At 61.6% G+C, this 19306-nt stretch carries 19 protein-coding genes; 5 read left to right on the top strand and 14 right to left on the bottom strand.

From position 1 onward, the window contains the following. The first annotated feature begins 76 nt into the window (after window positions 1–76). Genes hpf through P7C00_RS05125 form a run of 4 tightly spaced genes read left to right on the top strand, consistent with a single transcriptional unit; the run spans window position 77 to window position 2008 of the window. The gene (gene hpf, locus P7C00_RS05140) at window positions 77–382 is read left to right on the top strand and encodes a ribosome hibernation-promoting factor, HPF/YfiA family (RefSeq protein WP_016966642.1); all 306 of its coding nucleotides are present in this window, start codon (window positions 77–79) and stop codon (window positions 380–382) included. 12 nt (window positions 383–394) lie between these two features. Next, complete coding sequence (ptsN, locus tag P7C00_RS05135; RefSeq protein ID WP_011059267.1) at window positions 395–859, top strand: PTS IIA-like nitrogen regulatory protein PtsN; 465 nt, start codon at window positions 395–397, stop codon at window positions 857–859. A 2-nt stretch (window positions 860–861) separates the two neighbouring features. Further along, window positions 862–1719, top strand: coding sequence for an RNase adapter RapZ (rapZ, locus tag P7C00_RS05130; RefSeq protein ID WP_011059266.1), 858 nt, complete (start codon window positions 862–864; stop codon window positions 1717–1719). A gap of 16 nt (window positions 1720–1735) precedes the next feature. Continuing rightward, entirely contained in the window at window positions 1736–2008 is a 273-nt protein-coding gene (locus tag P7C00_RS05125) for an HPr family phosphocarrier protein (protein ID WP_041115979.1), read from the top strand. A gap of 29 nt (window positions 2009–2037) precedes the next feature. Here the strand turns inward: P7C00_RS05125 and P7C00_RS05120 are convergent, their stop codons facing one another. From P7C00_RS05120 to pmbA, 6 genes are all read right to left on the bottom strand, one after another. Then, complete coding sequence (locus P7C00_RS05120) at window positions 2038–2931, bottom strand: ZIP family metal transporter (protein ID WP_213664737.1); 894 nt, start codon at window positions 2929–2931, stop codon at window positions 2038–2040. Between the two features lie 33 nt (window positions 2932–2964). Continuing rightward, the gene (locus tag P7C00_RS05115) at window positions 2965–3576 is read right to left on the bottom strand and encodes a superoxide dismutase (RefSeq protein ID WP_404938235.1); all 612 of its coding nucleotides are present in this window, start codon (window positions 3574–3576) and stop codon (window positions 2965–2967) included. A gap of 1 nt (window position 3577) precedes the next feature. Continuing rightward, on the bottom strand, window positions 3578–4027 hold the full coding sequence (locus P7C00_RS05110) for a hypothetical protein (RefSeq protein WP_404938234.1): 450 nt from the start codon (window positions 4025–4027) through the stop codon (window positions 3578–3580). A gap of 26 nt (window positions 4028–4053) precedes the next feature. Further along, a complete protein-coding gene (locus tag P7C00_RS05105) occupies window positions 4054–5430 on the bottom strand; it encodes a class II fumarate hydratase (RefSeq protein ID WP_404938233.1) in 1377 nt (458 codons plus the stop codon). Continuing rightward, on the bottom strand, window positions 5423–5818 hold the full coding sequence (locus P7C00_RS05100) for a FagA protein (RefSeq protein WP_102861146.1): 396 nt from the start codon (window positions 5816–5818) through the stop codon (window positions 5423–5425). Before P7C00_RS05100 ends, P7C00_RS05105 begins: the two co-directional genes overlap by 8 nt. A gap of 236 nt (window positions 5819–6054) precedes the next feature. After that, window positions 6055–7401, bottom strand: a complete 1347-nt coding sequence (gene pmbA / locus P7C00_RS05095) for a metalloprotease PmbA (protein ID WP_404938232.1) — start codon at window positions 7399–7401, stop codon at window positions 6055–6057. 108 nt (window positions 7402–7509) lie between these two features. Between pmbA and yjgA the strand changes: the two genes are divergently transcribed. Beyond that, a complete protein-coding gene (gene yjgA / locus P7C00_RS05090) occupies window positions 7510–8031 on the top strand; it encodes a ribosome biogenesis factor YjgA (RefSeq protein ID WP_123727460.1) in 522 nt (173 codons plus the stop codon). A 48-nt stretch (window positions 8032–8079) separates the two neighbouring features. Here the strand turns inward: yjgA and tldD are convergent, their stop codons facing one another. The 8 genes from tldD to mreB all read right to left on the bottom strand — a co-directional run bounded on the left by tldD (window position 8080) and on the right by mreB (window position 19257). Next, window positions 8080–9522: a metalloprotease TldD gene (tldD, locus tag P7C00_RS05085; protein WP_041115974.1), complete on the bottom strand. Its 1443-nt coding sequence runs from the start codon at window positions 9520–9522 to the stop codon at window positions 8080–8082. A gap of 26 nt (window positions 9523–9548) precedes the next feature. Continuing rightward, window positions 9549–10388 (bottom strand): carbon-nitrogen hydrolase family protein, encoded by an 840-nt coding sequence (locus P7C00_RS05080; protein WP_346633627.1) that lies wholly within the window; start codon window positions 10386–10388, stop codon window positions 9549–9551. Between the two features lie 58 nt (window positions 10389–10446). Next, window positions 10447–14250: a YhdP family protein gene (locus P7C00_RS05075; RefSeq protein WP_404938231.1), complete on the bottom strand. Its 3804-nt coding sequence runs from the start codon at window positions 14248–14250 to the stop codon at window positions 10447–10449. A 75-nt stretch (window positions 14251–14325) separates the two neighbouring features. Next, window positions 14326–15783 (bottom strand): ribonuclease G, encoded by a 1458-nt coding sequence (gene rng, locus P7C00_RS05070; protein ID WP_123727458.1) that lies wholly within the window; start codon window positions 15781–15783, stop codon window positions 14326–14328. A gap of 56 nt (window positions 15784–15839) precedes the next feature. After that, the gene (locus P7C00_RS05065) at window positions 15840–16445 is read right to left on the bottom strand and encodes a nucleoside triphosphate pyrophosphatase (RefSeq protein WP_346633629.1); all 606 of its coding nucleotides are present in this window, start codon (window positions 16443–16445) and stop codon (window positions 15840–15842) included. 43 nt (window positions 16446–16488) lie between these two features. Then, a complete protein-coding gene (mreD, locus tag P7C00_RS05060) occupies window positions 16489–16980 on the bottom strand; it encodes a rod shape-determining protein MreD (protein ID WP_123727456.1) in 492 nt (163 codons plus the stop codon). Further along, entirely contained in the window at window positions 16980–18041 is a 1062-nt protein-coding gene (gene mreC / locus P7C00_RS05055) for a rod shape-determining protein MreC (RefSeq protein ID WP_404939915.1), read from the bottom strand. The genes mreD and mreC overlap by 1 nt, the downstream gene beginning before the upstream one ends. A 178-nt stretch (window positions 18042–18219) precedes the next feature. Beyond that, window positions 18220–19257, bottom strand: a complete 1038-nt coding sequence (gene mreB, locus P7C00_RS05050; RefSeq protein ID WP_002555108.1) for a rod shape-determining protein MreB — start codon at window positions 19255–19257, stop codon at window positions 18220–18222. Window positions 19258–19306 lie beyond the last annotated feature (49 nt).

Raw genomic sequence — 19306 nt, 5'->3', positions numbered from 1 at the left:
GTCGGTTTCAAACGCGGTCTAGGTGGCAGGCAACCCAGCCTGCCGCGTTATGCACTGGCAACGAAGGAGAAGCTGTATGCAAGTCAACATCAGTGGACACCAACTCGAAGTGACTGAACCTCTGCGCGCTTACATCGGCGAGAAACTCGACCGGCTGGAGCGGCACTTCGACAAGATTACCAATGTGCAGGTCACCATGGCTGTCGAGAAGCTGAAGCAGAAAATCGAAGCCACCCTGCACATCCACGGTGGGGAGGTCGTCGCCAATGCAGAACATGACGATATGTATGCCGCAATTGACCTGCTCACGGACAAGCTTGACCGCCAACTGAAAAAGCATAAGGAAAAGCAACTCCACCTTCTCCAAGGCACGGGTCGCTAACACTCCCCTCCCATGATCCGACTTGAAAGCATCCTGACCCCCGGCCGTTCCTTGGTGAACGTGCCGGGCGGCAGTAAAAAACGCGCCCTCGAACAAATTGCCAACCTGATCAGCCGCGAAGTGCCTGATCTGGAGATGCAGGATGTCTTCGAGAGCCTGATCGCCCGTGAAAAACTCGGTTCCACCGGTTTTGGCAACGGCATCGCCATTCCCCACTGCCGCCTCAAAGGCTGCGAGTCGCCTATCAGTGCGCTGATGCACCTGGACGCTCCAATCGACTTCGACGCCATCGACGGTGCCCCTGTGGATCTGCTGTTCGTCCTCCTGGTTCCGGAAGCCGCTACCGACGCACACCTGGAACTGCTCCGGCAGATCGCCAGCATGCTCGATCGCAAGGAAGTCCGTGACCGACTGCGCAGTGCCACCAGCAATGAAGCCTTGTATCAGGTTGTCCTGGACGAGCAAAACGGTCAGTAATCATGCGCTTGATCATTGTCAGCGGCCGCTCCGGCTCAGGTAAAAGCACCGCCCTCGATGTTCTTGAGGACCACGGCTACTACTGCATCGACAACCTTCCCGCCGGCTTGCTGCCCGAGCTGGCCGAGCGCGCGTTGATTCACACGGAACTGGCACAACCTCTGGTGGCGGTTTCCATCGACGCCCGAAACCTGCCCAGCCATCTGTCGCGCTTCCCCGAGTTGCTGGAAGAAGTACGCAGCCGGCATATCCAGTGCGACGTGCTCTATCTGGACGCCGACGAGGAAACCCTGCTCAAGCGCTTCTCGGAAACCCGGCGGCGTCACCCGCTGAGCAGTGCCAATCGCTCGCTGGCCGAAGCCATCCACGATGAAACCCAGCTGCTGGGCCCCATCGTCGATCTGGCCGACCTCAAGGTCAACACCACCAATCTGAACCTCTACCAACTGCGGGACACCATCAAGCTGCGCCTGCTGAACCAACCCGAACCCGGGACTGCGTTCCTGGTGGAGTCTTTCGGTTTCAAGCGCGGCATGCCGGTGGACGCCGATCTGGTATTCGACGTGCGCTGCCTGCCCAATCCGTATTGGAAGCCCGAACTACGCGCCCAATCCGGGCTGGACGCACCTGTGGCCGAATACCTGGCCGCACAGCCCGATGTCGAGGAAATGTTCCAGGACATCTCCAGCTATCTGCTCAAGTGGCTGCCACGTTTCGCTGCCAGCAATCGCGCTTATGTAACCATTGCCATTGGTTGCACCGGCGGGCACCACCGCTCCGTGTACCTGACCGAGCGCCTGGGCCAGGTCCTGCAAAAATCCCTGAAGAACGTCCAGGTTCGCCACCGCGACCTTAGCTGAAAGGATCTACCCCGCGATGCCAGCTCTGGAAATCGAAATCATCAACAAACTGGGCCTGCATGCCCGTGCCTCAGCCAAATTCGTCGGCGTAGCGGGGCAGTTCCCCTGCCAGATCCGCGCCGGCAGGAGCCCGGAATCCATGGTGGACGGCAAAAGCATCATGGCCATGATGATGCTCGCCGCAGGCAAGGGCACCAAGATTCATCTGAAGACCGAAGGCGAGCAGGAACAGGAAGCGCTGAATGCGCTGGTGGCATTGATCAACAACTACTTCGACGAGGGCGAGTAAGCCCCTCCGGGCCACTCGCCAAGCGCCCCTCAGGCGAGCGCCGTATCCATCACCATCATCAGGCAAAAGCCGATGCACAAGCCGAGGCTGGCGAGCTTTTCGTGACCATTGCGACGGGACTCGGGAATCACTTCGTGAGTCACCACCAGCAACATGGCTCCCGCCGCCAGGGCCAACCCCAGCGGCAGCAGCACCTGCGCCAGACTCACCAACCAGGCACAGAGCAAGGCAAAGACCGGCTCCACCAAACCTGAAGCGGCGCCAATCAGGAATGCCCTGACCCGCGACATCCCCGCCCCCGCCAGCACCAGTGCGATCACCAGTCCCTCCGGCACATCCTGCAGGGCAATCCCCATGGCCAGGCTGTCCGCATCTGCCATGCCGCCCCCTGCCGACACCCCCACCGCCATGCCTTCCGGAATGTTGTGGGCAATGATGGCGAAGACAAACAGCCAGATGCGTGGCGCAATCACCGGATGTTCCGCCGTGCCGACCAGGACTTCGGGGCTCGCGCCCGAGACCTTGCGATCCACCAGGAACAAACCAAAGGCACCCAGCATGATGCCGGCGCAAACCAGGCCACTGGAGCCCCAGGCAGACAAACCCAAGTCTTGAGCGGCGGCAATACCGGGAACGATCAGCGAAAACGCCGTCGCCGCCAGCATCACCCCAGCGCCAAAACCCAGCAACGTATCGCTCACGGCCATCGGCATTCTGCGGATCACCAGCACCGGGACCGCCCCTAGTGCCGTGCCCAATGCGCAGATCGAGCCACCCTGCAAGGCGCGCAACAACCTTGGTTCCAGATTCAGCCAGCTCAGCCCTTGAGCCACCAGCAACGCGGTCCCCGCCAACAGCAACAGCGAACCGAAGGCATAACGAAACATCCGTCCGCTGCTGATCGCCAGTGTTTCAGTGCCCATAATCGGCCTTAGATCTTGTTATGAATGGAGGTATCAGGCCATCGCGGCCTGATAGCGTTGCGCGACTTCCGGCCAATTGATCACGTTGTAGAACGCATTGATGTATTCCGGCCGACGGTTCTGATAACGCAGGTAGTAGGCGTGCTCCCACACGTCCAGACCGAGAATCGGCGTGTTGCCATTCATCAGCGGGCTGTCCTGGTTACCGCTGCTTTCCACCACCAGTTTTTTCTCCGGAGTCACGCTGAGCCAGGCCCAGCCACTGCCGAAGCGGGTCAGCGCAGCCTTGGTGAACGCCTCCTTGAAGCTCTCGAAACCACCCAGTTGCTGCTCGATTGCCTGACCCAGGGCACCCTCGGGCTTACCGCCACCTGCTGGGGTCATGACCGCCCAGAACAGCGAATGGTTAGCGTGGCCTCCCCCTTGGTTGATCACCGCGGCCCGAAGTTTTTCCGGCAGTTGCTGGACACTGGCCACCAGTTTCTCGACTTCCCAGCTCGCCCATTCAGTGCCCTCTACAGCGGCATTGAGATTGTTGATGTAGGTCTGGTGGTGCTTGCTGTAGTGAATCTCCATGGTTTGCGCATCGATGTGCGGTTCCAGCGCGTCATAGGCATAAGGCAGTGCAGGCAAGGTAAAGGACATATCAATGGGCTCCGTAAGAGGGGCTGTCGGCTAGCGGGCTGTCGGCTGACAGGCCCGCGACGTTGCTGTCCAGCAAACGATGAGTACGGGGGTACTCACCGTGATCACCGATGAAATTCAGCAGTTCGACGTAGGTCTTGCTGCTCTGGCGCAAAGCCGCTTCGCGCAAGGCAGGGCTGAGGCGGTTGTCCTGCATGGTTTGCAGCAAGCGCTGATGGATCGCGCAGAGGTACTCCGCGCTCTCCTCCGGTTGGTTCAGGCGCAAATGCAGGTCTGCCAGGTTGTGATGGGAAATCACACAGGCTGCCACCGCCTCGTCGGCATCCCCCCAGCGCTCGAACAACACCTGGGCCAAGGCCAATGCCTGCAGGTAGAACTCGCGAGCGTCCACCAGTTCGCCCTGCATAAAGAGACGATTGGCCCTTTCGATCGTGCGTTTCCAGTGCTCCATGGTGAGCCTCCAAAGCGGTGTTGGAATTACACGCCGCCTGCGGTGAGTTTTTCCGGGTCCAACAGGACCTCAAGCTGGCTGCGTGGCAGATCAGTGAGTTCAAGCGCCACGTCGATCACCGGGCGACCTTGCTTGTAGGCGGTCTTGGCGATTTCTGCGGCCTTCTGATAACCGATGATCGGGTTCAGAGCAGTCACCAGGATCGGGTTGCGTGACAGCGCTTCCTTGAGCTTGGGTTCGTTGACCTTGAAGCTGGCAATCGCCTTGTCCGCCAACAGGCGACTGGAGTTGGCCAGCAGCTCAATACTGCCGAGCAGGTTCTGGGCGATGATCGGCAGCATCACGTTGAGCTCGAAGTTGCCCGACTGCCCGGCCACGGTGATGGTGCTGTCGTTACCAATGACTTGGGCTGCGACCATCGCCACGGCTTCCGGAATCACCGGATTGACCTTGCCCGGCATGATCGAGGAACCCGGCTGCAGCCCCTCCAGCTCGATTTCGCCAAGCCCCGCCAATGGGCCGGAGTTCATCCAGCGCAGGTCGTTGGCGATCTTCATCAACGACACCGCAGTGGCCTTGAGCTGGCCGGATACCGTGACCGCCGTGTCCTGTGAGCCGATCAGGGCGAACAGGTTCTTGCCCGGGGTGAACTGCACCTGGGTCAGCTTGCTCAACTGCTGACTGAAGCGCGCGGCGAACTCGGGGTGAGCGTTGATTCCGGTGCCCACCGCGGTGCCGCCCTGAGCCAGGGCCTGCAGGCTCGGCAGCAGGTCCTGCAAGTGAGCGATATTGGCCTTGAGCTGCTGTGCCCAACCGTCCAGTACCTGGCTCATTCGCACCGGCATCGCATCCATCAGGTGGGTACGACCGGTCTTGATGAAGGGGTGCACCTGCACCGCCTTGCGCTCGATGACCTCCACCAGATGCACCAGTGCCGGCAGCAATTGCTCATGCAGGGTCAGGGCTGCGCTGACGTGAATGGTGGTAGGAATGATGTCGTTGCTGCTCTGGCCACAGTTGACGTGGTCATTGGGGTTGACCGGCTCGCCCAACAAGCGGCTGGCCAGGGTCGCCAGCACTTCGTTGGCGTTCATGTTGGAACTGGTACCGGAGCCGGTCTGGAAGATGTCCACCGGGAAGTGCTGCATAAAGTCGCCTTCCAGCAAGCCCTGGGCGGCATCGACGATGGCCTTGCCCTGGGACGCGCTGAGCTGCCCAAGCTCGACGTTGGCCTTGGCCGCCGCGGCCTTGGCCAGGATCAGCGCACGAATGAAGGCTGCCGGCATGCGTTGCCCGCTGATGGGAAAGTTATCCACCGCACGCTGGGTCTGCGCGCCATACAGGGCCTGCTCCGGGACTTGCAGCTCGCCCATGCTGTCGCGTTCGATACGGGTATTACTCATCGGGAAATCCTTGCACCAGTTCAATCAGAGGAATGGAAGGCAGCAGCGAGCAGGTCGCCAGTTGCCAGGCATGGCTTTGCCAGCGCTTGAGCCGGCACTTGCACAAAGACAACCGCTCCATGTCGCGCAAAGGCCGCCAGGCCTGATCCAGGCACAGGCTTCGCCAGTGCCAGGGCAGCGCAGTATCGGTAGCGGTATCGATCAACAAACGGAAGGAGGTTTCGGCGACGGTCCAGGCCGACATCGCGGTGCAGCAGGCCAGGTAGCGGCCCTCGGCGAGGTAATGCTCGATCAGACGCGGTTCGTCCGGTTCCAGTGCGCAACGGATCTGGCGACTCATCCAGCGCCAGCTTTCGAGGTAGGGCTGCTCGTGCAAGGCAGAACTCATGACCTGGGCTCATTGAATAATGATTTTCATTATTAAATGATATTGAGAATCAAATCAATCTGGCTTGTACGATTTTCGCCCAACTTTTGTAGGAGCCGGCGTGCCGGCGAATGGGCTCTTGCGCCTGGTGTCGGACGTCAGGACGCCTTCGCTGGCAAGCCAGCTCTACAAAGCGCCAGGCATAAAAAAACGCGCCACCCGGGGAGGTGGCGCGTTGGGGTGACTCAGGACGGCGGTCAGCTGCCGGCGACAGTCATGCGTTCGATCAGCACCGAGCCGGTGCGAATGTTGCTGCGCAGTTCCAGGTCGTTACCCACGGCAATGATCTGCTTGAACATGTCCCGCAAATTACCGGCAATGGTCACTTCCTGTACCGCGAACTGGATTTCGCCGTTCTCGACCCAGAAACCCGCTGCACCACGGGAATAATCCCCAGTGACCATGTTCAGGCCATGCCCCATCAGCTCGGTCACCAACAGACCACGCCCCATGCGCCGCAGCAGCGCAGCCTGATCTTCGTCGCCATGGGTGACGAACAGGTTGTGCACCCCACCGGCATTGGCGGTGCTCGGCATGCCCAGCTTGCGCCCGGAATAGGTGCCCAGCACATAGGACACCAACTCCCCATCCTTGACGAACGGCTTGGCGTAAGTGGCCAGGCCATCACCATCGAACGCCGAACTGCCCATGGCGCGCATCAGGTGCGGACGCTCATCGATGGTCAGCCACTGGGGAAACAGTTGCTGGCCCAATGCACCTTCAAGGAAGGATGATTTGCGATACAAGTTGCCACCGGAAATCGCGCCGAGAAAACTGCCGAACAGGCCACCGGCCAGTTCCGCGGAAAACAGCACCGGCACTTCGCAGGTCGGCACCGGACGGGCGCCAAGCCGGCTAGCTGCGCGCTGGGCGGCACGCTGACCAATGCTCGCAGGGTCGGCCAGCAACTGGCCCTGGCGATTGACGTCGTACCAGTAGTCGCGCTGCATCTGGCCATTGGCCTCGGCAATCATCACGCAGCTCAGACTGTGGCGGGTGGAAGCATAACCACCGATGAAACCGTGGCTGTTGCCATACACCCGGCAGCCCTGGTGGGTGCTCAGGGTAGTGCCGTCGGCATTCTTGATCCGGCTGTCGGCAGCAAAGGCCGCTGCTTCACAGGCCAGGGCCTGCTCGATGGCCTGCTCTGGGGTGATGTCCCAGGCGTGGAACAGGTCGAAGTCCTTCAGGTCCTTGGCCATCAAGGATGCATCGGCCAGCCCCGAGGCCTCGTCTTCGGAGGTGTGCTTGGCGATCGCCAGGGCCGCGGCCACGGTTTCACGAATGGCCTCGGGGCCGCTGGCAGAAGTGCTGGCCGAACCCTTGCGCTGGCCCACATAGAGGGTGATGCCAAAGCCCTGGTCGCGGTTGAACTCCACGGTCTCCACTTCCCGCTGGCGCACCGACGTCGACAACCCCTGCTCCAGGGACACCGCTACTTCGCAGGCACTGGCCCCCTGGCGCTTGGCCTCGGCAACGATCTGCTCGACTTGCTCCTGCAGGGCCGGCAAAGCCTGTGGGCCGACGCTTTGTGCTGCACTCATGCTGTTCTCCACTCAAATTCTGCTTTCGATTAAGGCCGGCGAGCGACCGGGCCGGACAAGCGGCCCTCGACTGGTTATCATGGCGGCGTTTCTTTGCGGACTGCCACCATGGTTGATTCTTACGACGACTCCCTCGATGGGGAGAAAAGCAAATCCCAGGTCAAACGCGAGCTGCATGCTCTGGTTGATCTCGGCGAGCGCCTTACCACTCTCAAGCCTGACTTGCTGAACAAACTGCCTCTGACCGACGCCTTGCGCCGGGCCCTGGCGGATGCACCCAAGCACGTCGCTCATATCGCCCGAAAGCGCCACCTGCAATTCATCGGTAAGCTGATGCGGGACCAGGACACCGACGCGATTCTGCAACTGCTTGACCAACTCGACGCCTCCACCCGGCAGTACAACGAACGCTTCCATAACCTGGAACGTTGGCGCGACCGCCTGATCGGCGGTGGCGATGACGTACTGGAGAAGTTCGTCGGTGAATACCCGGACGCCGATCGCCAGCAACTGCGTTCCCTGATCCGTCAGGCCCAGCACGAGGTGGCCCATAACAAGGCGCCGGCCTCCAGCCGTAAAATCTTCAAGTACATCCGCGAACTGGACGAGACCCAACGCGGTCTGCGTTGAGTCCTCCACGTGTGAGCTGCCCAGCAGCTCACCCGGCGCCCTCTTCTCTTATGCCCCTGTACCACCCACGGTGATCGCATCGATCTTCAAGGTCGGCTGGCCGACGCCTACCGGCACTGATTGCCCATCCTTGCCGCAGGTGCCGACGCCGCTGTCCAGGGACAGGTCATTGCCCACCATCGAGACCCGGCTCATGGCTTCCGGACCGTTGCCGATCAGAGTCGCGCCCTTGACCGGGGCGGTGATCTTGCCGTCTTCGATCAGATACGCCTCGCTGGTGGAGAACACGAACTTGCCGCTGGTGATGTCCACCTGGCCGCCGCCAAGGTTGGCGCAGTAGATGCCCTTCTTCACCGAGGCGATGATTTCCGCCGGATCGCTTTCGCCACCCAGCATGTAAGTGTTGGTCATGCGTGGCATCGGCAGGTGCGCGTAGGACTCACGACGTCCGTTGCCGGTACGGGCCACACCCATCAGGCGGGCGTTGAGCTTGTCCTGCATATAGCCCTTGAGCACGCCGTTCTCGATCAGGGTGGTGCATTCGGTCGGGGTGCCCTCATCGTCCACGCTCAGGGACCCGCGACGCCCGGCCAGGGTGCCGTCGTCGACGATGGTGCAGAGTTTGGAAGCCACCATCTCGCCCATGCGGCCGCTGTAGGCCGAACTGCCCTTGCGGTTGAAGTCACCCTCCAGGCCGTGGCCCACAGCTTCGTGCAGCAGCACCCCGGACCAGCCGGAGCCGAGCACCACCGGCAAAGTGCCGGCCGGCGCCGGAATGGCCTCGAGATTGACCAGGGCCTGGCGCAGCGCTTCACGGGCATACCCCATGGCCCGGTCTTCGCTGAGGAAATAGCGGTAATCGGTACGCCCGCCACCACCGTGGCCACCGCGCTCGCGTCGGCCATTGTGCTCGACGATGACGCTGACATTGAAGCGCACCAGCGGCCGCACATCCGCCGCCAGACCGCCGTCAGTCGAGGCTACCAGGATCCGCTCCCAGACCCCGGCCATGCTCACGCTGACCTGCTGGATACGCGGGTCCAGGGCACGGGTCGCCGCATCGACGCGCTTGAGCAACTCGACCTTCTCGGCCCGGCTGATGACTTCCAGAGGGTTGTCCGGTGCGTAAAGCTGCGCCACGTCCTGGGTCGAGAACGCCTGCACGGTGCCGTTCTGCCCGGCCCGGGAGATCGAACGCGCAGCACGGGCCGCCAGCCCCAAGGCTTCCAGGGTGATGGCGTTGCTGTAGGCAAAGCCGGTCTTCTCACCGGACTGCGCACGCACCCCAACCCCTTGGTCGAGGTTGAAACTGCCTTCCTTGACGATCCCGTCTTCCAGGGACCAGGACTCGGAAATCTGCCCCTGGAAATACAGGTCGGCGGCATCGATGCCCGGGCCGGCCAGATCCCCGAGCACGCCCTGCAAGCTTTCGATGGTCACGCCGCCAGGGGCTAGAAGATGTTCACTGACTGAGGACAACAACCCGCTCATATGCTTTGGCCTTAAATTCGTCGTACTTATGCAAGCCGTTGAACGCCTTGCGAGAAAATGCGCCGGTGACTGACCACCGGCATCCGCGCCCGGATGGACGCCTGTTCACTGCTGTCGCGCTCGGCCAGCAGCACGCCCTCACCTTGATCCTGCTCCGCCAGCAAGCGTCCCCAAGGGTCGACGATGGCCGCATGGCCGTAGGTTTCCCGGGGGCCGGGGTGGACTCCGCCCTGGGCCGCCGCCAGCAGGTAGCACTGGGTTTCAATGGCCCGAGCCCGGATCAGCACCTCCCAGTGCGCGGCGCCGGTCACAGCGGTAAAAGCCGAAGGCGCGGTAATCAATTCAGCGCCAGCGGCCCGCAATTCGCTATACAGCTCGGGAAAGCGCAGGTCATAACAGACCGTCAGCCCCAACCGGCCCACCGGCGTATCCGCCACCACCACTCGGTTTCCATGAGCATAGTCATCGGATTCACGATAGCGTCCGCGATTGTCCGCCACGTCGACATCGAACAGATGCAGCTTGTCGTAACGCGCCACGATCTGCCCCTGATCATCCACCAACAATGAACAGGCATTGGACTTGGCCTCTGGCTGATCCTTGGGGGGCAGCGGCAAGGTCCCGGCCACAATCCATAACCTGAGGTCGCGGGCGGTCTGTTTCAACCATGGCAGGATCGGACCTTCGCCCAGGGCTTCGGCACGACCGATGGCTGCCATGTCACGGCGGCCCATGGCGGCGAAATTTTCCGGCAGGACCGCCAGCGTTGCACCGCCGGCAGCGGCTCGCTCGAGCAGGCCCCGGGCCTGCAGCAGATTGGCCAGAACATCGCTCTGGCTGACCATTTGAATCACCGCAAGAGACATGGCGTACTCCGTATTGGGTAGGCCGCCATGCTACTCCATAGGCGCGAATCGAGGATTCTCAAAACGGCTTGTCGAAGGTGATTTTCGGCTCTTTCCACGGGCCCTTGACGTTGTATTTGACGCTGGCAAAGCGCGCCACGCGATCACCGATCAACTTGTCGATCAGGAACAACGCCCCACCCACCGCCGGCGCCCCGACAATCAGCGCGGCAATCGGCAGGTTGTTGGTGACCGGCAGGGTCACCAGCAGCTTGGCATCCACTTGATCAGCCACCATATCCAAGGTGCCATTGAGCTCCAGGTTGCTCGACGGCCCGGTCAGGGTGATCGGCTCGCGAGTGACGTACACGCCGTTGCTCGCCGCCAGCACACCCTTGACCCGGTCATAACTCAGGCCCTTGCCGAACAGGTCGGAGAAGTCCAGGCGCAGGCGCCGGCCGATGGAGTTGAAGTTGAGCAAGCCGAACACCCGCAGTGCCTGGGCGCCGCCTTCGACTTCGACGAACTGGCCCTTGCGCAGGGTGGCGTCCAGGCTGCCGGAGAAACGCTTCAAGCCCACCCAGGCCGGTGAGCCCGGCCAGCGGCCATCGACGTCCAGGTGAAAGTCCTCACTGGTCACGGTCGGCGCGAAGCCCCAGCCCTTGAGCACGTCAGCCAGGTTCTGGCCGCCAATACGGCCACGGTACCAACTGTTGCTGGCACCGGCCTGGCCTTCCCAGCCACCCTCGCCTTGCAACTGCATGCCCTTGAGGCCCAGGTCCAGGCCATTGAAGACCATGCCCTTGGCCGTCGGCCGGACCTTGAGCGCCCAGCGGCCGATCAGGTCCTGCCCTTGGAACAGTTGGGCAATGGAAATATCCAGTGGCGGAACGTTCTTCGGGTCCACCGAAGCCAAAGGGTCAGGTGCATTTTCATCGGCCTGGGCCGCCGGGTCGGCAGCCGGCAGACGCACATACGCCATGTCGATGACCATCGGCGCCACCTTGGCATCGGGAATCCCGACTTTGCCCTTGGCCTGTTGACTGTCGATCTGCAGCTCCCAGGCAGCCGGCTTTCGGCTCAGCAGCAGATTGACCTGGTCCAGCGTGGTGCCGAAGGCGCTGAGCTTGCCGACCTTGAAGTCCGCACTGCTGAGCAACTGCTTGGCACTGCCCCCCGGGTCCTGCCCGGCATAGCGATCCACCAGCGCTTTCCACGGCTCCACATCCAGCTCGGACAGAATCCCCCGCACCCGCAGTCCCTTGCCCGCAGGCAGCAAGGCCGCACCGTCGCCGAGGAACAGTTCGCCCCGGCCCTCGGCGAACTTGCCGCTGGGCGCCGCGAAGGTGAAGTCGGCCAACTCACCGTATTTGAACCAGTAGCGCCGCTCGGCCCCTTGCAGGGTCATGCGAAACACACTGTTACGCCCGGTGCTGGCGGCCATGCCGAACGGCGCCGGCAGGTCCACCGCCACGCCCTTGAGGCTGGAGCTGACCATCAATTGGCTGTCGGCACCATCAAGGTTCAGTTGCAACTGATAGGGCACTTCGCCAGACACCGGCAACGGCTGGCTGACTTTCAACCAATCGGTGAGCTTCTTCACCGTAACCTGGCCCTTGGCAACCACCCGGGTATTGGGTTTGCCTGGCTTGCCATCGGCAAAGATCTGCGCCGTGACCGGCCGATCGAACGCCTGGGCACTGATCCCTGTACCGCTCAGCCCCCTGGCACTGTCAAAGCGGAAGTCGCCCTTGAGCTGAGTCAGTTCCAGTTCGGGTTCACTGAGTTTGAGGCGGGCCTTGTCGGTCTTGAAGTCCACCACGATCTTCGGTTCTTCGCCTTTGACCAGGGGGATGTCCAGGTTCAGCTTGCCTTGCAGATCGCCCTCGCCCTGCCAGCCGGCAAAGGTCGAGCCGGTGCCGATCGGCGCTTCCTGCAGAATCTTCACCCCGTCACCCAGGCCGCCGGCAAAACTGCCGTCGATGAACATGTGGATGCTCTGACCGGCGACGGAATGGGGAATATTGACGAAAACATCCCGCACCTTGGTGTCCAACAGCTGCCCCTTGCTGGCGACAATGCGTACGCCGCTGTCTTCGACGAACACGTCGCCACTGATCTTGCTCAGGTGCGGCCAGCCCGGCTGGAACGCCAGTTCGGCGTCATGCACCTTGAAAAACAGACTGATGCTGCGAGCCGCCTCGATAGCGTCATGGTTCAACGAACCCTGGTACTGGAAGAAACCCTCATCCACCGCGCCCTTAAGGATCGCCGTGCGCAGCCATTCATCCAGCGCCGGACTGAGCACCTGGGGCAGGTACTTGGCGGTGTAGCGCCCATCGCCGTCCACCAGGCCGACCCGCAAGTCCATGTAGTCTTCCTGGCTGTGGTCGAAGTGCAGCCGGATCAGGAAATCGCCGGCAATCTTGCCCTCTTCTCCCTGCACCTTGAGGTAGGGGGCGATCAGGGTGAAACCTTGCTTGTCCAGCTTCCAGGTCAGGGTGGCGTTGGCCTGGATGTACTGCCAGGGCTTGGCGAAGATCGGATACAGGTGCAGGGAAAAATCCTTGCTGTCCATGCGCAGCTCGCCCTGGCCCAGGTCGCCGCTGATACTGCCACTGACGTTTCGCGCCGCCGGAGCGCCGTGATAGGCATCGAAGCCGACCCGGTCGAGGTTGGCGGCAAAGCTCAGCCGTTGGTCGCCGGTGTTCTGTGGGCGATAGTCGAGCAGCACATTGCGCAACCCGCCAGTGACCTTCAAACGTTCGATGGTGGTGGCCAGGCCTTCCGGCAACGGTACCAGGGCATCGAGGATCGGCGTGATCGGCGTCAGGTCCAGGCGATCAGCCTGTACATGCCAGAGCTCTTCGGTTTTTTCGCTGGCGTTGCTTTGCTGCAGCTGCAGCCGCGACTCCCAACGAGTATCGCCCAGGTTCAGCGCCAGGGAGTCGAGCTGCACCTGCAGGCCTTGCTCGCTGCGCTGGAAGAAGGCGTTCAACGCCAGGTTCTTCAGGGTAACTGGGGTCCGCTCGGCGTAGGCTCCGGTGAACTGAGGGGCATTCAGGCGCAGCGCAGCGCTCTGCACTGTGCCCTTGGCCCAGTTCAGCCACAACTCGCCACCGGCCTTGAGTTCAGACAGTTTCCATTGCCGGGTCAGGCGGGCCGGCAGCCAGCGCGACCAGTCGCTTTGCGGCAGGCTCAGGTACAGATCGGCCTGAGCCTCGCGCCAGGTATTGGCACGGATCCGGGTCCGCAGGTTCATGGCCAGGGGCTGGCCGTCCGGCAGGGTCAGACGCAGGTCCAGGCGTTGACGACTAGGACCTGTACGCAGATTGAGGCCGACATAGGTCAGGGCCAGGGGCGGGTGATTCTGCGCCAGCAAGGTGACTTGGCTGTCCAAGAGAGACAGCTCGGCCACCTGCTGCAAGCGGGTCAGCAACTGCTCGGGGTCCAGCGGCTGGTCCTGCTGCGTCGGCAGACCCTCCAGCTGCCACTGGCCATCAGCGCCCTCCTTGAGGCTCAGGCTCAGGCCGCTGAGTTCCAGGCGCCCTACCCGCAAATCACGAGCCAGGAGACTGCCGAGCATATCCGGCGCCACGCTGACCTGGTCCAGACGCAGGGCATTGGCCCCCTCGCCCACCATCACATCGTGAGCCAGGAGAATCGGCGACAGCCCGCTCCAACGCCCCTCCAGACTGCCGATATGCACCGGCAAACCTACGGTCTGCTGCAACTTGGCTTCGACCTCGACCTGATACTCAGCCACCAGCGGAGTCAGTTCCCGACCCAGGCTGACGTACAAGGCCGTCACCACCAACAGCAACGCGCAGAAGCCCAGCCCCCAGCGAATCAGCGTGGTGAACAGGCGGATCAGCCGCTCCATTTCAGTTGGCTCCCATGGCAAAAGTCATGCAAAAAGCTGAAGCCAGCCGTTTCCAGTGATGTAAAACACGGGAAATCAGAGCAGCACCACGTCGTATTGTTCCTGGGAATACATGGTTTCGACCTGGAACCTGATGGTACGGCCGATAAAACCTTCCAACTCCGCCACATTGCCCGACTCTTCGTCCAGCAGACGATCCACCACTTTCTGATTGGCCAGCACTCGATACCCTTCTGCCTGATAAGCCCGGGCCTCGCGGAGGATTTCACGGAATATTTCGTAACAGATGGTTTCCGGAGTCTTCAACTTGCCCCGTCCCTGACAGCTGCTGCACGGCTCGCAGAGCACCTGCTCCAGGCTCTCGCGCGTGCGTTTGCGGGTCATCTGCACCAGGCCCAGCTCGGTGATGCCGATGATGTTGGTCTTGGCGTGATCGCGCTCCAGCTGCTTCTCCAGGGTCCGCAGTACCTGGCGCTGATGCTCCTCGTCTTCCATGTCGATGAAGTCGATGATGATGATCCCGCCCAGGTTGCGCAGGCGCAGTTGCCGGGCAATGGCGGTAGCGGCTTCGAGGTTGGTCTTGAAGATGGTTTCCTCAAGATTGCGATGGCCGACGAAAGCTCCGGTGTTGACGTCGATGGTGGTCATGGCTTCCGCCGGGTCCACCACCAGATAGCCACCGGACTTGAGCGGCACCTTGCGCTCCAGGGCCTTCTGGATTTCATCCTCGACCCCGTACAGGTCGAAGATCGGCCGCTCGCCGGGGTAGTGTTCCAGGCGGTCGGCGATTTCCGGCATCAGCTCGGCAACGAACTGAGTTGTCTTCTGAAAGGTTTCCCGGGAGTCGATGCGGATCTTCTCGATCTTCGGGCTCACCAGATCCCGCAGGGTACGCAGCGCCAGGCCAAGGTCTTCGTAGATCACATTGGGCGCGCCAATGGTCTTGATCTGAGCGCCGATCTGATCCCAGAGCCGGCGCAGGTAGCGGATGTCCATCAGGATCTCATCGGCGCCGGCGCCCTCGGCGGCAGTACGCAGGATGAATCCGCCCGCCTCCTTGATGCCTTCCTGGGCCACGCAGTCGCTGACGACCTGCTTCAGACGCTCACGTTCGGCTTCATCCTCGATCTTCAACGAGATGCCGACATGGGCGGTACGGGGCATGTACACCAGATAACGCGAAGGAATCGACAGTTGGGTGGTCAGACGCGCGCCCTTGGTACCAATGGGGTCCTTGGTGACCTGCACCACCAGGCTCTGCCCTTCGTGCACCAGGGCACTGATGCTCTCCACCGCCGTACCTTCGCGAGTGGAAATTTCCGAAGCATGGATGAACGCCGCACGGTCCAGGCCGATATCGACGAAAGCGGCCTGCATGCCGGGCAATACCCGCACCACCTTGCCTTTATAGATGTTGCCAACGATACCGCGGCGCTGGGTGCGCTCGACGTGAACCTCTTGCAACACTCCGTTTTCGACCACCGCCACCCGTGATTCCATCGGCGTGATGTTGATCAGAATCTCTTCACTCATGGCAATGTCTCGTTCAGGCGTGTTCATAGAAGGCCGCAGCAGTCGGGTACGGCGCTTTAGCGCACTGGAAGGTTTTGCCAACAGGGTATGCCGAAATGGCCGAGCAGTTCTGCGGTTTCGCACACCGGCAAGCCAACCACAGCGGAATAACTGCCATTGAGCCCTGACACAAATACCGCCGCAAGCCCTTGGATTGCATAACCGCCAGCCTTGTCCCGGGGCTCGCCGCTGGCCCAATAGACGCTCGCTTCCTCAGGAGAGATAGCGCGAAAGCGTACCAGGCTGCGCACCACCCGCGACTCGCAGCGTTCGCCGTCGAGCAGGGCAATGGCGGTCAACACTTCGTGCTCGCGCCCGGCAAGTGCCATGAGCATCGCCAGCGCATCGGCCTGATCCAGCGGTTTGCCAAGGATCCGCCCATCCAGCACCACGGCCGTATCGGCCCCCAACACGCAGGCCGGAGCCTGGGATTCGCTGCAGGTGATCAGGGCGCGCCCGGCCGCCGCCTTGCCACGGGCAAGACGCTCGACATAGGCAGCAGGGGATTCATCGGCCAGCGGGGTTTCATCGATGTCCGCACTGATGGCGGTGAAAGGCACGCCGATCTGGGTGAGCAGCTCACGCCGACGGGGCGAACCGGAAGCGAGGTAAAGCGGATTCATCAAGACATCTCCCTGTCGAGGTGCGGGCCAATGCCTGACCGAATTAATTGATTTTGAAACGTCGGCGCAACCCGCGCAGGCCGAAGCTGACCCACGGCCACAACAGCGCACTCACCAGGGCCGGCAGGACCAGAGCCAGGGTCGGCTGGCGATTGCCGGTCAGGGCGCTGAGCCAGAGTTGTACCAACTGCGCCAGGCCAAAGATCACCAGGATTACCAGGCTCTGCTGCCACATCGGGAACATCCGCAGACGCTGTTGCAGGGACAGTACAAGAAAGGTGATCAGGGTCAGGATCAAGGCGTTCTGCCCCAGGAGCGTGCCGTAGAGCACATCCTCCGCCAGCCCCAGGCACCAGGCCGTGACCATGCCTACCTTGTGCGGCAGGGCCAGGGCCCAAAAGGCCAGTAGCAGGGCCAACCACAGCGGGCGCAGGATTTCCATGAACTGTGGCAACGGCGACACGCTGAGCAGCATGCCGATCAGAAACGTCAGCCAGACAATCCAGCCATTTCGCGAATAGGTACTACCCGCCATTATTCTCTTCCTCCGGTGGTGGCCGGTGCCGCAGCCGGAGGCTTGGCCGCCGCCGGTTTCACCACAGGTTTATTGACCGGCTTGGCCGGAGCATGGACTGCCGGCTTGACCGGAGTCGCCGGTGCAGTCGCGGGAGCGGTGGCCGGTGCTGCGGTCGCGGCTGGAGCCACCGCAGGCTTGGGTACCGTGGCCGGCACCACCGGGGTGCTATTGCCACCCTGCTGGTCCTGGGCTTCCTGGGCCTGGGCCGCATCATTGGCCCGCTCTTCGGCAGTGCGCGGATCACTGAACACCAGCAACAGATAACGGCTGCGGTTCAACGCGGCAGTGGGCACTGCACGCACAATGGCGAATGGCTGACCGGAGTCGTGGATCACTTCCTTGACCGTGGCCACCGGATATCCCGCGGGGAAACGCTGACCAAGGCCCGAGCTGACCAGCAAATCGCCTTCCTTGACATCGGCGGTGTCGGCCACGTGGCGCAACTCCAGGCGCTCCGGGTTGCCAGTGCCACTGGCAATGGCCCGCAGACCGTTGCGATTGACCTGTACCGGAATGCTGTGGGTGGTGTCAGTCAGCAACAGGACGCGCGAGGTATAAGGCATCAACTCCACCACCTGCCCCATCAAGCCACGGGCATCGAGCACCGGCTGGCCGAGGAATACGCCGTCACGCTCACCTTTATTGATGATGATGCGATGGGTAAAGGGGTTGGGGTCCATGCCGATCAACTCGGCCACTTCGACCTTCTCGTTGACCAGTGCCGAAGAGTTGAGCAATTCGCGCAGACGCACGTTCTGCTCGGTCAGGGCTGCGAGCTTTTGCATGCGCCCCTGCAGCAGCAGGTTTTCGGTCTTGAGTTTTTCGTTTTCGGCGACCAGCTCGGTGCGACTGCCGAACTGACTGGCAACGCCCTGCCATAGCCGCTGCGGCAGGTCGGTGATCCAGTAGGACTGCATCAACACCAGCGACATCTGGCTACGCACTGGCTTGAGCAGTGTGAAGCGGGCATCGACCACCATCAGTGCGACCGACAGTACGACCAGCACCAGGAGGCGCACGCCCAATGAGGGGCCTTTGGCGAAAAGCGGTTTAATAAGCCGCTCCTCCCAGGCAAATGTTGTGTTTATTCATACGGCATCAAACCGGCCTGGATGCAGATTGACAGAAGATAAACGCCACAGGCAGCACTGCAAAGTGCTGCCTGTGAGCGCAACAGCATAGATGCAACCAGCGAAGTTATTCGCTGGAGAGCAGGTCCATGGTGTGTTTGTCCATCATTTCCAATGCACGGCCACCGCCGCGAGCAACACAGGTCAGCGGATCTTCGGCAACGATCACCGGCAGACCGGTTTCCTGGGCCAGCAGCTTGTCCAGATCACGCAGCAACGCACCACCACCGGTCAGCACCAGACCGCGCTCGGCGATGTCCGAAGCCAGCTCCGGAGGCGATTGCTCCAGGGCACTTTTCACCGCCTGAACGATGGTTGCCAGGGACTCCTGCAGAGCCTCCAGCACTTCATTGGAGTTCAGGGTGAAGGCACGTGGCACGCCTTCAGCCAGGTTACGGCCGCGTACGTCAACTTCACGCACTTCGCCGCCTGGATAGGCGGTACCGATTTCCTGTTTGATGCGCTCAGCGGTGGATTCACCGATCAGGCTGCCGTAGTTGCGACGCACGTAGGTGATGATGGCCTCGTCGAAACGGTCGCCACCAACACGTACGGATTCGGCGTAAACCACACCGTTCAGGGAGATCAGGGCGATTTCAGTGGTACCACCACCGATGTCCACGACCATCGAACCACGGGCTTCTTCAACCGGCAGGCCGGCACCGATCGCAGCGGCCATTGGCTCTTCGATCAGGAACACTTCACGAGCACCGGCACCAAGGGCCGACTCACGGATGGCACGACGTTCAACCTGGGTGGACTTGCATGGAACACAGATCAGCACACGAGGGCTGGGCTGCAGAAAGCTGTTTTCATGAACTTTGTTGATGAAGTACTGCAGCATCTTTTCGCAGACGCTGAAGTCGGCGATCACGCCATCCTTCATCGGACGAATGGCTGCAATGTTGCCCGGAGTACGACCGAGCATGCGCTTGGCTTCGGTACCAACCGCCACAACACTTTTCTGATTACCGTGGGTCCGAATGGCCACAACCGATGGTTCATTCAGGACAATACCGCGCTCGCGCACGTAAATAAGGGTGTTGGCAGTGCCCAGGTCAATGGAAAGATCGCTGGAAAACATGCCACGCAGTTTCTTGAACATGGGAAAGGGACCCTAGGCAACGCGTGGGTAAAAAAGTGCGGCAAACTCT

It is taken from the genome of Pseudomonas sp. JDS08PS003 (genome assembly GCF_045013505.1).
In the GTDB taxonomy this organism is placed as follows: domain Bacteria; phylum Pseudomonadota; class Gammaproteobacteria; order Pseudomonadales; family Pseudomonadaceae; genus Aquipseudomonas; species Aquipseudomonas protegens_B.
The sequence above is the reverse complement of the archived record's forward strand: the minus strand, read 5'-3'. Positions and strand labels throughout refer to the sequence as shown.

Excerpts from the sequence above, each read along its gene's own strand:
- P7C00_RS05105 (WP_404938233.1), bottom strand. The coding sequence starts at position 5,430 with ATGAGTAATACCCGTATCGAACGCGACAGCATGGGCGAGCTGCAAGTC.
- pmbA (WP_404938232.1), bottom strand. The coding sequence starts at position 7,401 with ATGAGTGCAGCACAAAGCGTCGGCCCACAGGCTTTGCCGGCCCTGCAG.
- P7C00_RS05100 (WP_102861146.1), bottom strand. The coding sequence starts at position 5,818 with ATGAGTTCTGCCTTGCACGAGCAGCCCTACCTCGAAAGCTGGCGCTGG.
- P7C00_RS05080 (WP_346633627.1), bottom strand. The coding sequence starts at position 10,388 with ATGTCTCTTGCGGTGATTCAAATGGTCAGCCAGAGCGATGTTCTGGCC.
- mreB (WP_002555108.1), bottom strand. The coding sequence starts at position 19,257 with ATGTTCAAGAAACTGCGTGGCATGTTTTCCAGCGATCTTTCCATTGAC.
- ptsN (WP_011059267.1), top strand. The coding sequence starts at position 395 with ATGATCCGACTTGAAAGCATCCTGACCCCCGGCCGTTCCTTGGTGAAC.
- tldD (WP_041115974.1), bottom strand. The coding sequence starts at position 9,522 with ATGAGCGGGTTGTTGTCCTCAGTCAGTGAACATCTTCTAGCCCCTGGC.
- rapZ (WP_011059266.1), top strand. The coding sequence starts at position 862 with ATGCGCTTGATCATTGTCAGCGGCCGCTCCGGCTCAGGTAAAAGCACC.
- P7C00_RS05125 (WP_041115979.1), top strand. The coding sequence starts at position 1,736 with ATGCCAGCTCTGGAAATCGAAATCATCAACAAACTGGGCCTGCATGCC.
- P7C00_RS05065 (WP_346633629.1), bottom strand. The coding sequence starts at position 16,445 with ATGAATCCGCTTTACCTCGCTTCCGGTTCGCCCCGTCGGCGTGAGCTG.
- P7C00_RS05110 (WP_404938234.1), bottom strand. The coding sequence starts at position 4,027 with ATGGAGCACTGGAAACGCACGATCGAAAGGGCCAATCGTCTCTTTATG.
- rng (WP_123727458.1), bottom strand. The coding sequence starts at position 15,783 with ATGAGTGAAGAGATTCTGATCAACATCACGCCGATGGAATCACGGGTG.
- P7C00_RS05120 (WP_213664737.1), bottom strand. The coding sequence starts at position 2,931 with ATGGGCACTGAAACACTGGCGATCAGCAGCGGACGGATGTTTCGTTAT.
- yjgA (WP_123727460.1), top strand. The coding sequence starts at position 7,510 with ATGGTTGATTCTTACGACGACTCCCTCGATGGGGAGAAAAGCAAATCC.
- mreD (WP_123727456.1), bottom strand. The coding sequence starts at position 16,980 with ATGGCGGGTAGTACCTATTCGCGAAATGGCTGGATTGTCTGGCTGACG.
- P7C00_RS05075 (WP_404938231.1), bottom strand. The coding sequence starts at position 14,250 with ATGGAGCGGCTGATCCGCCTGTTCACCACGCTGATTCGCTGGGGGCTG.
- P7C00_RS05115 (WP_404938235.1), bottom strand. The coding sequence starts at position 3,576 with ATGTCCTTTACCTTGCCTGCACTGCCTTATGCCTATGACGCGCTGGAA.
- hpf (WP_016966642.1), top strand. The coding sequence starts at position 77 with ATGCAAGTCAACATCAGTGGACACCAACTCGAAGTGACTGAACCTCTG.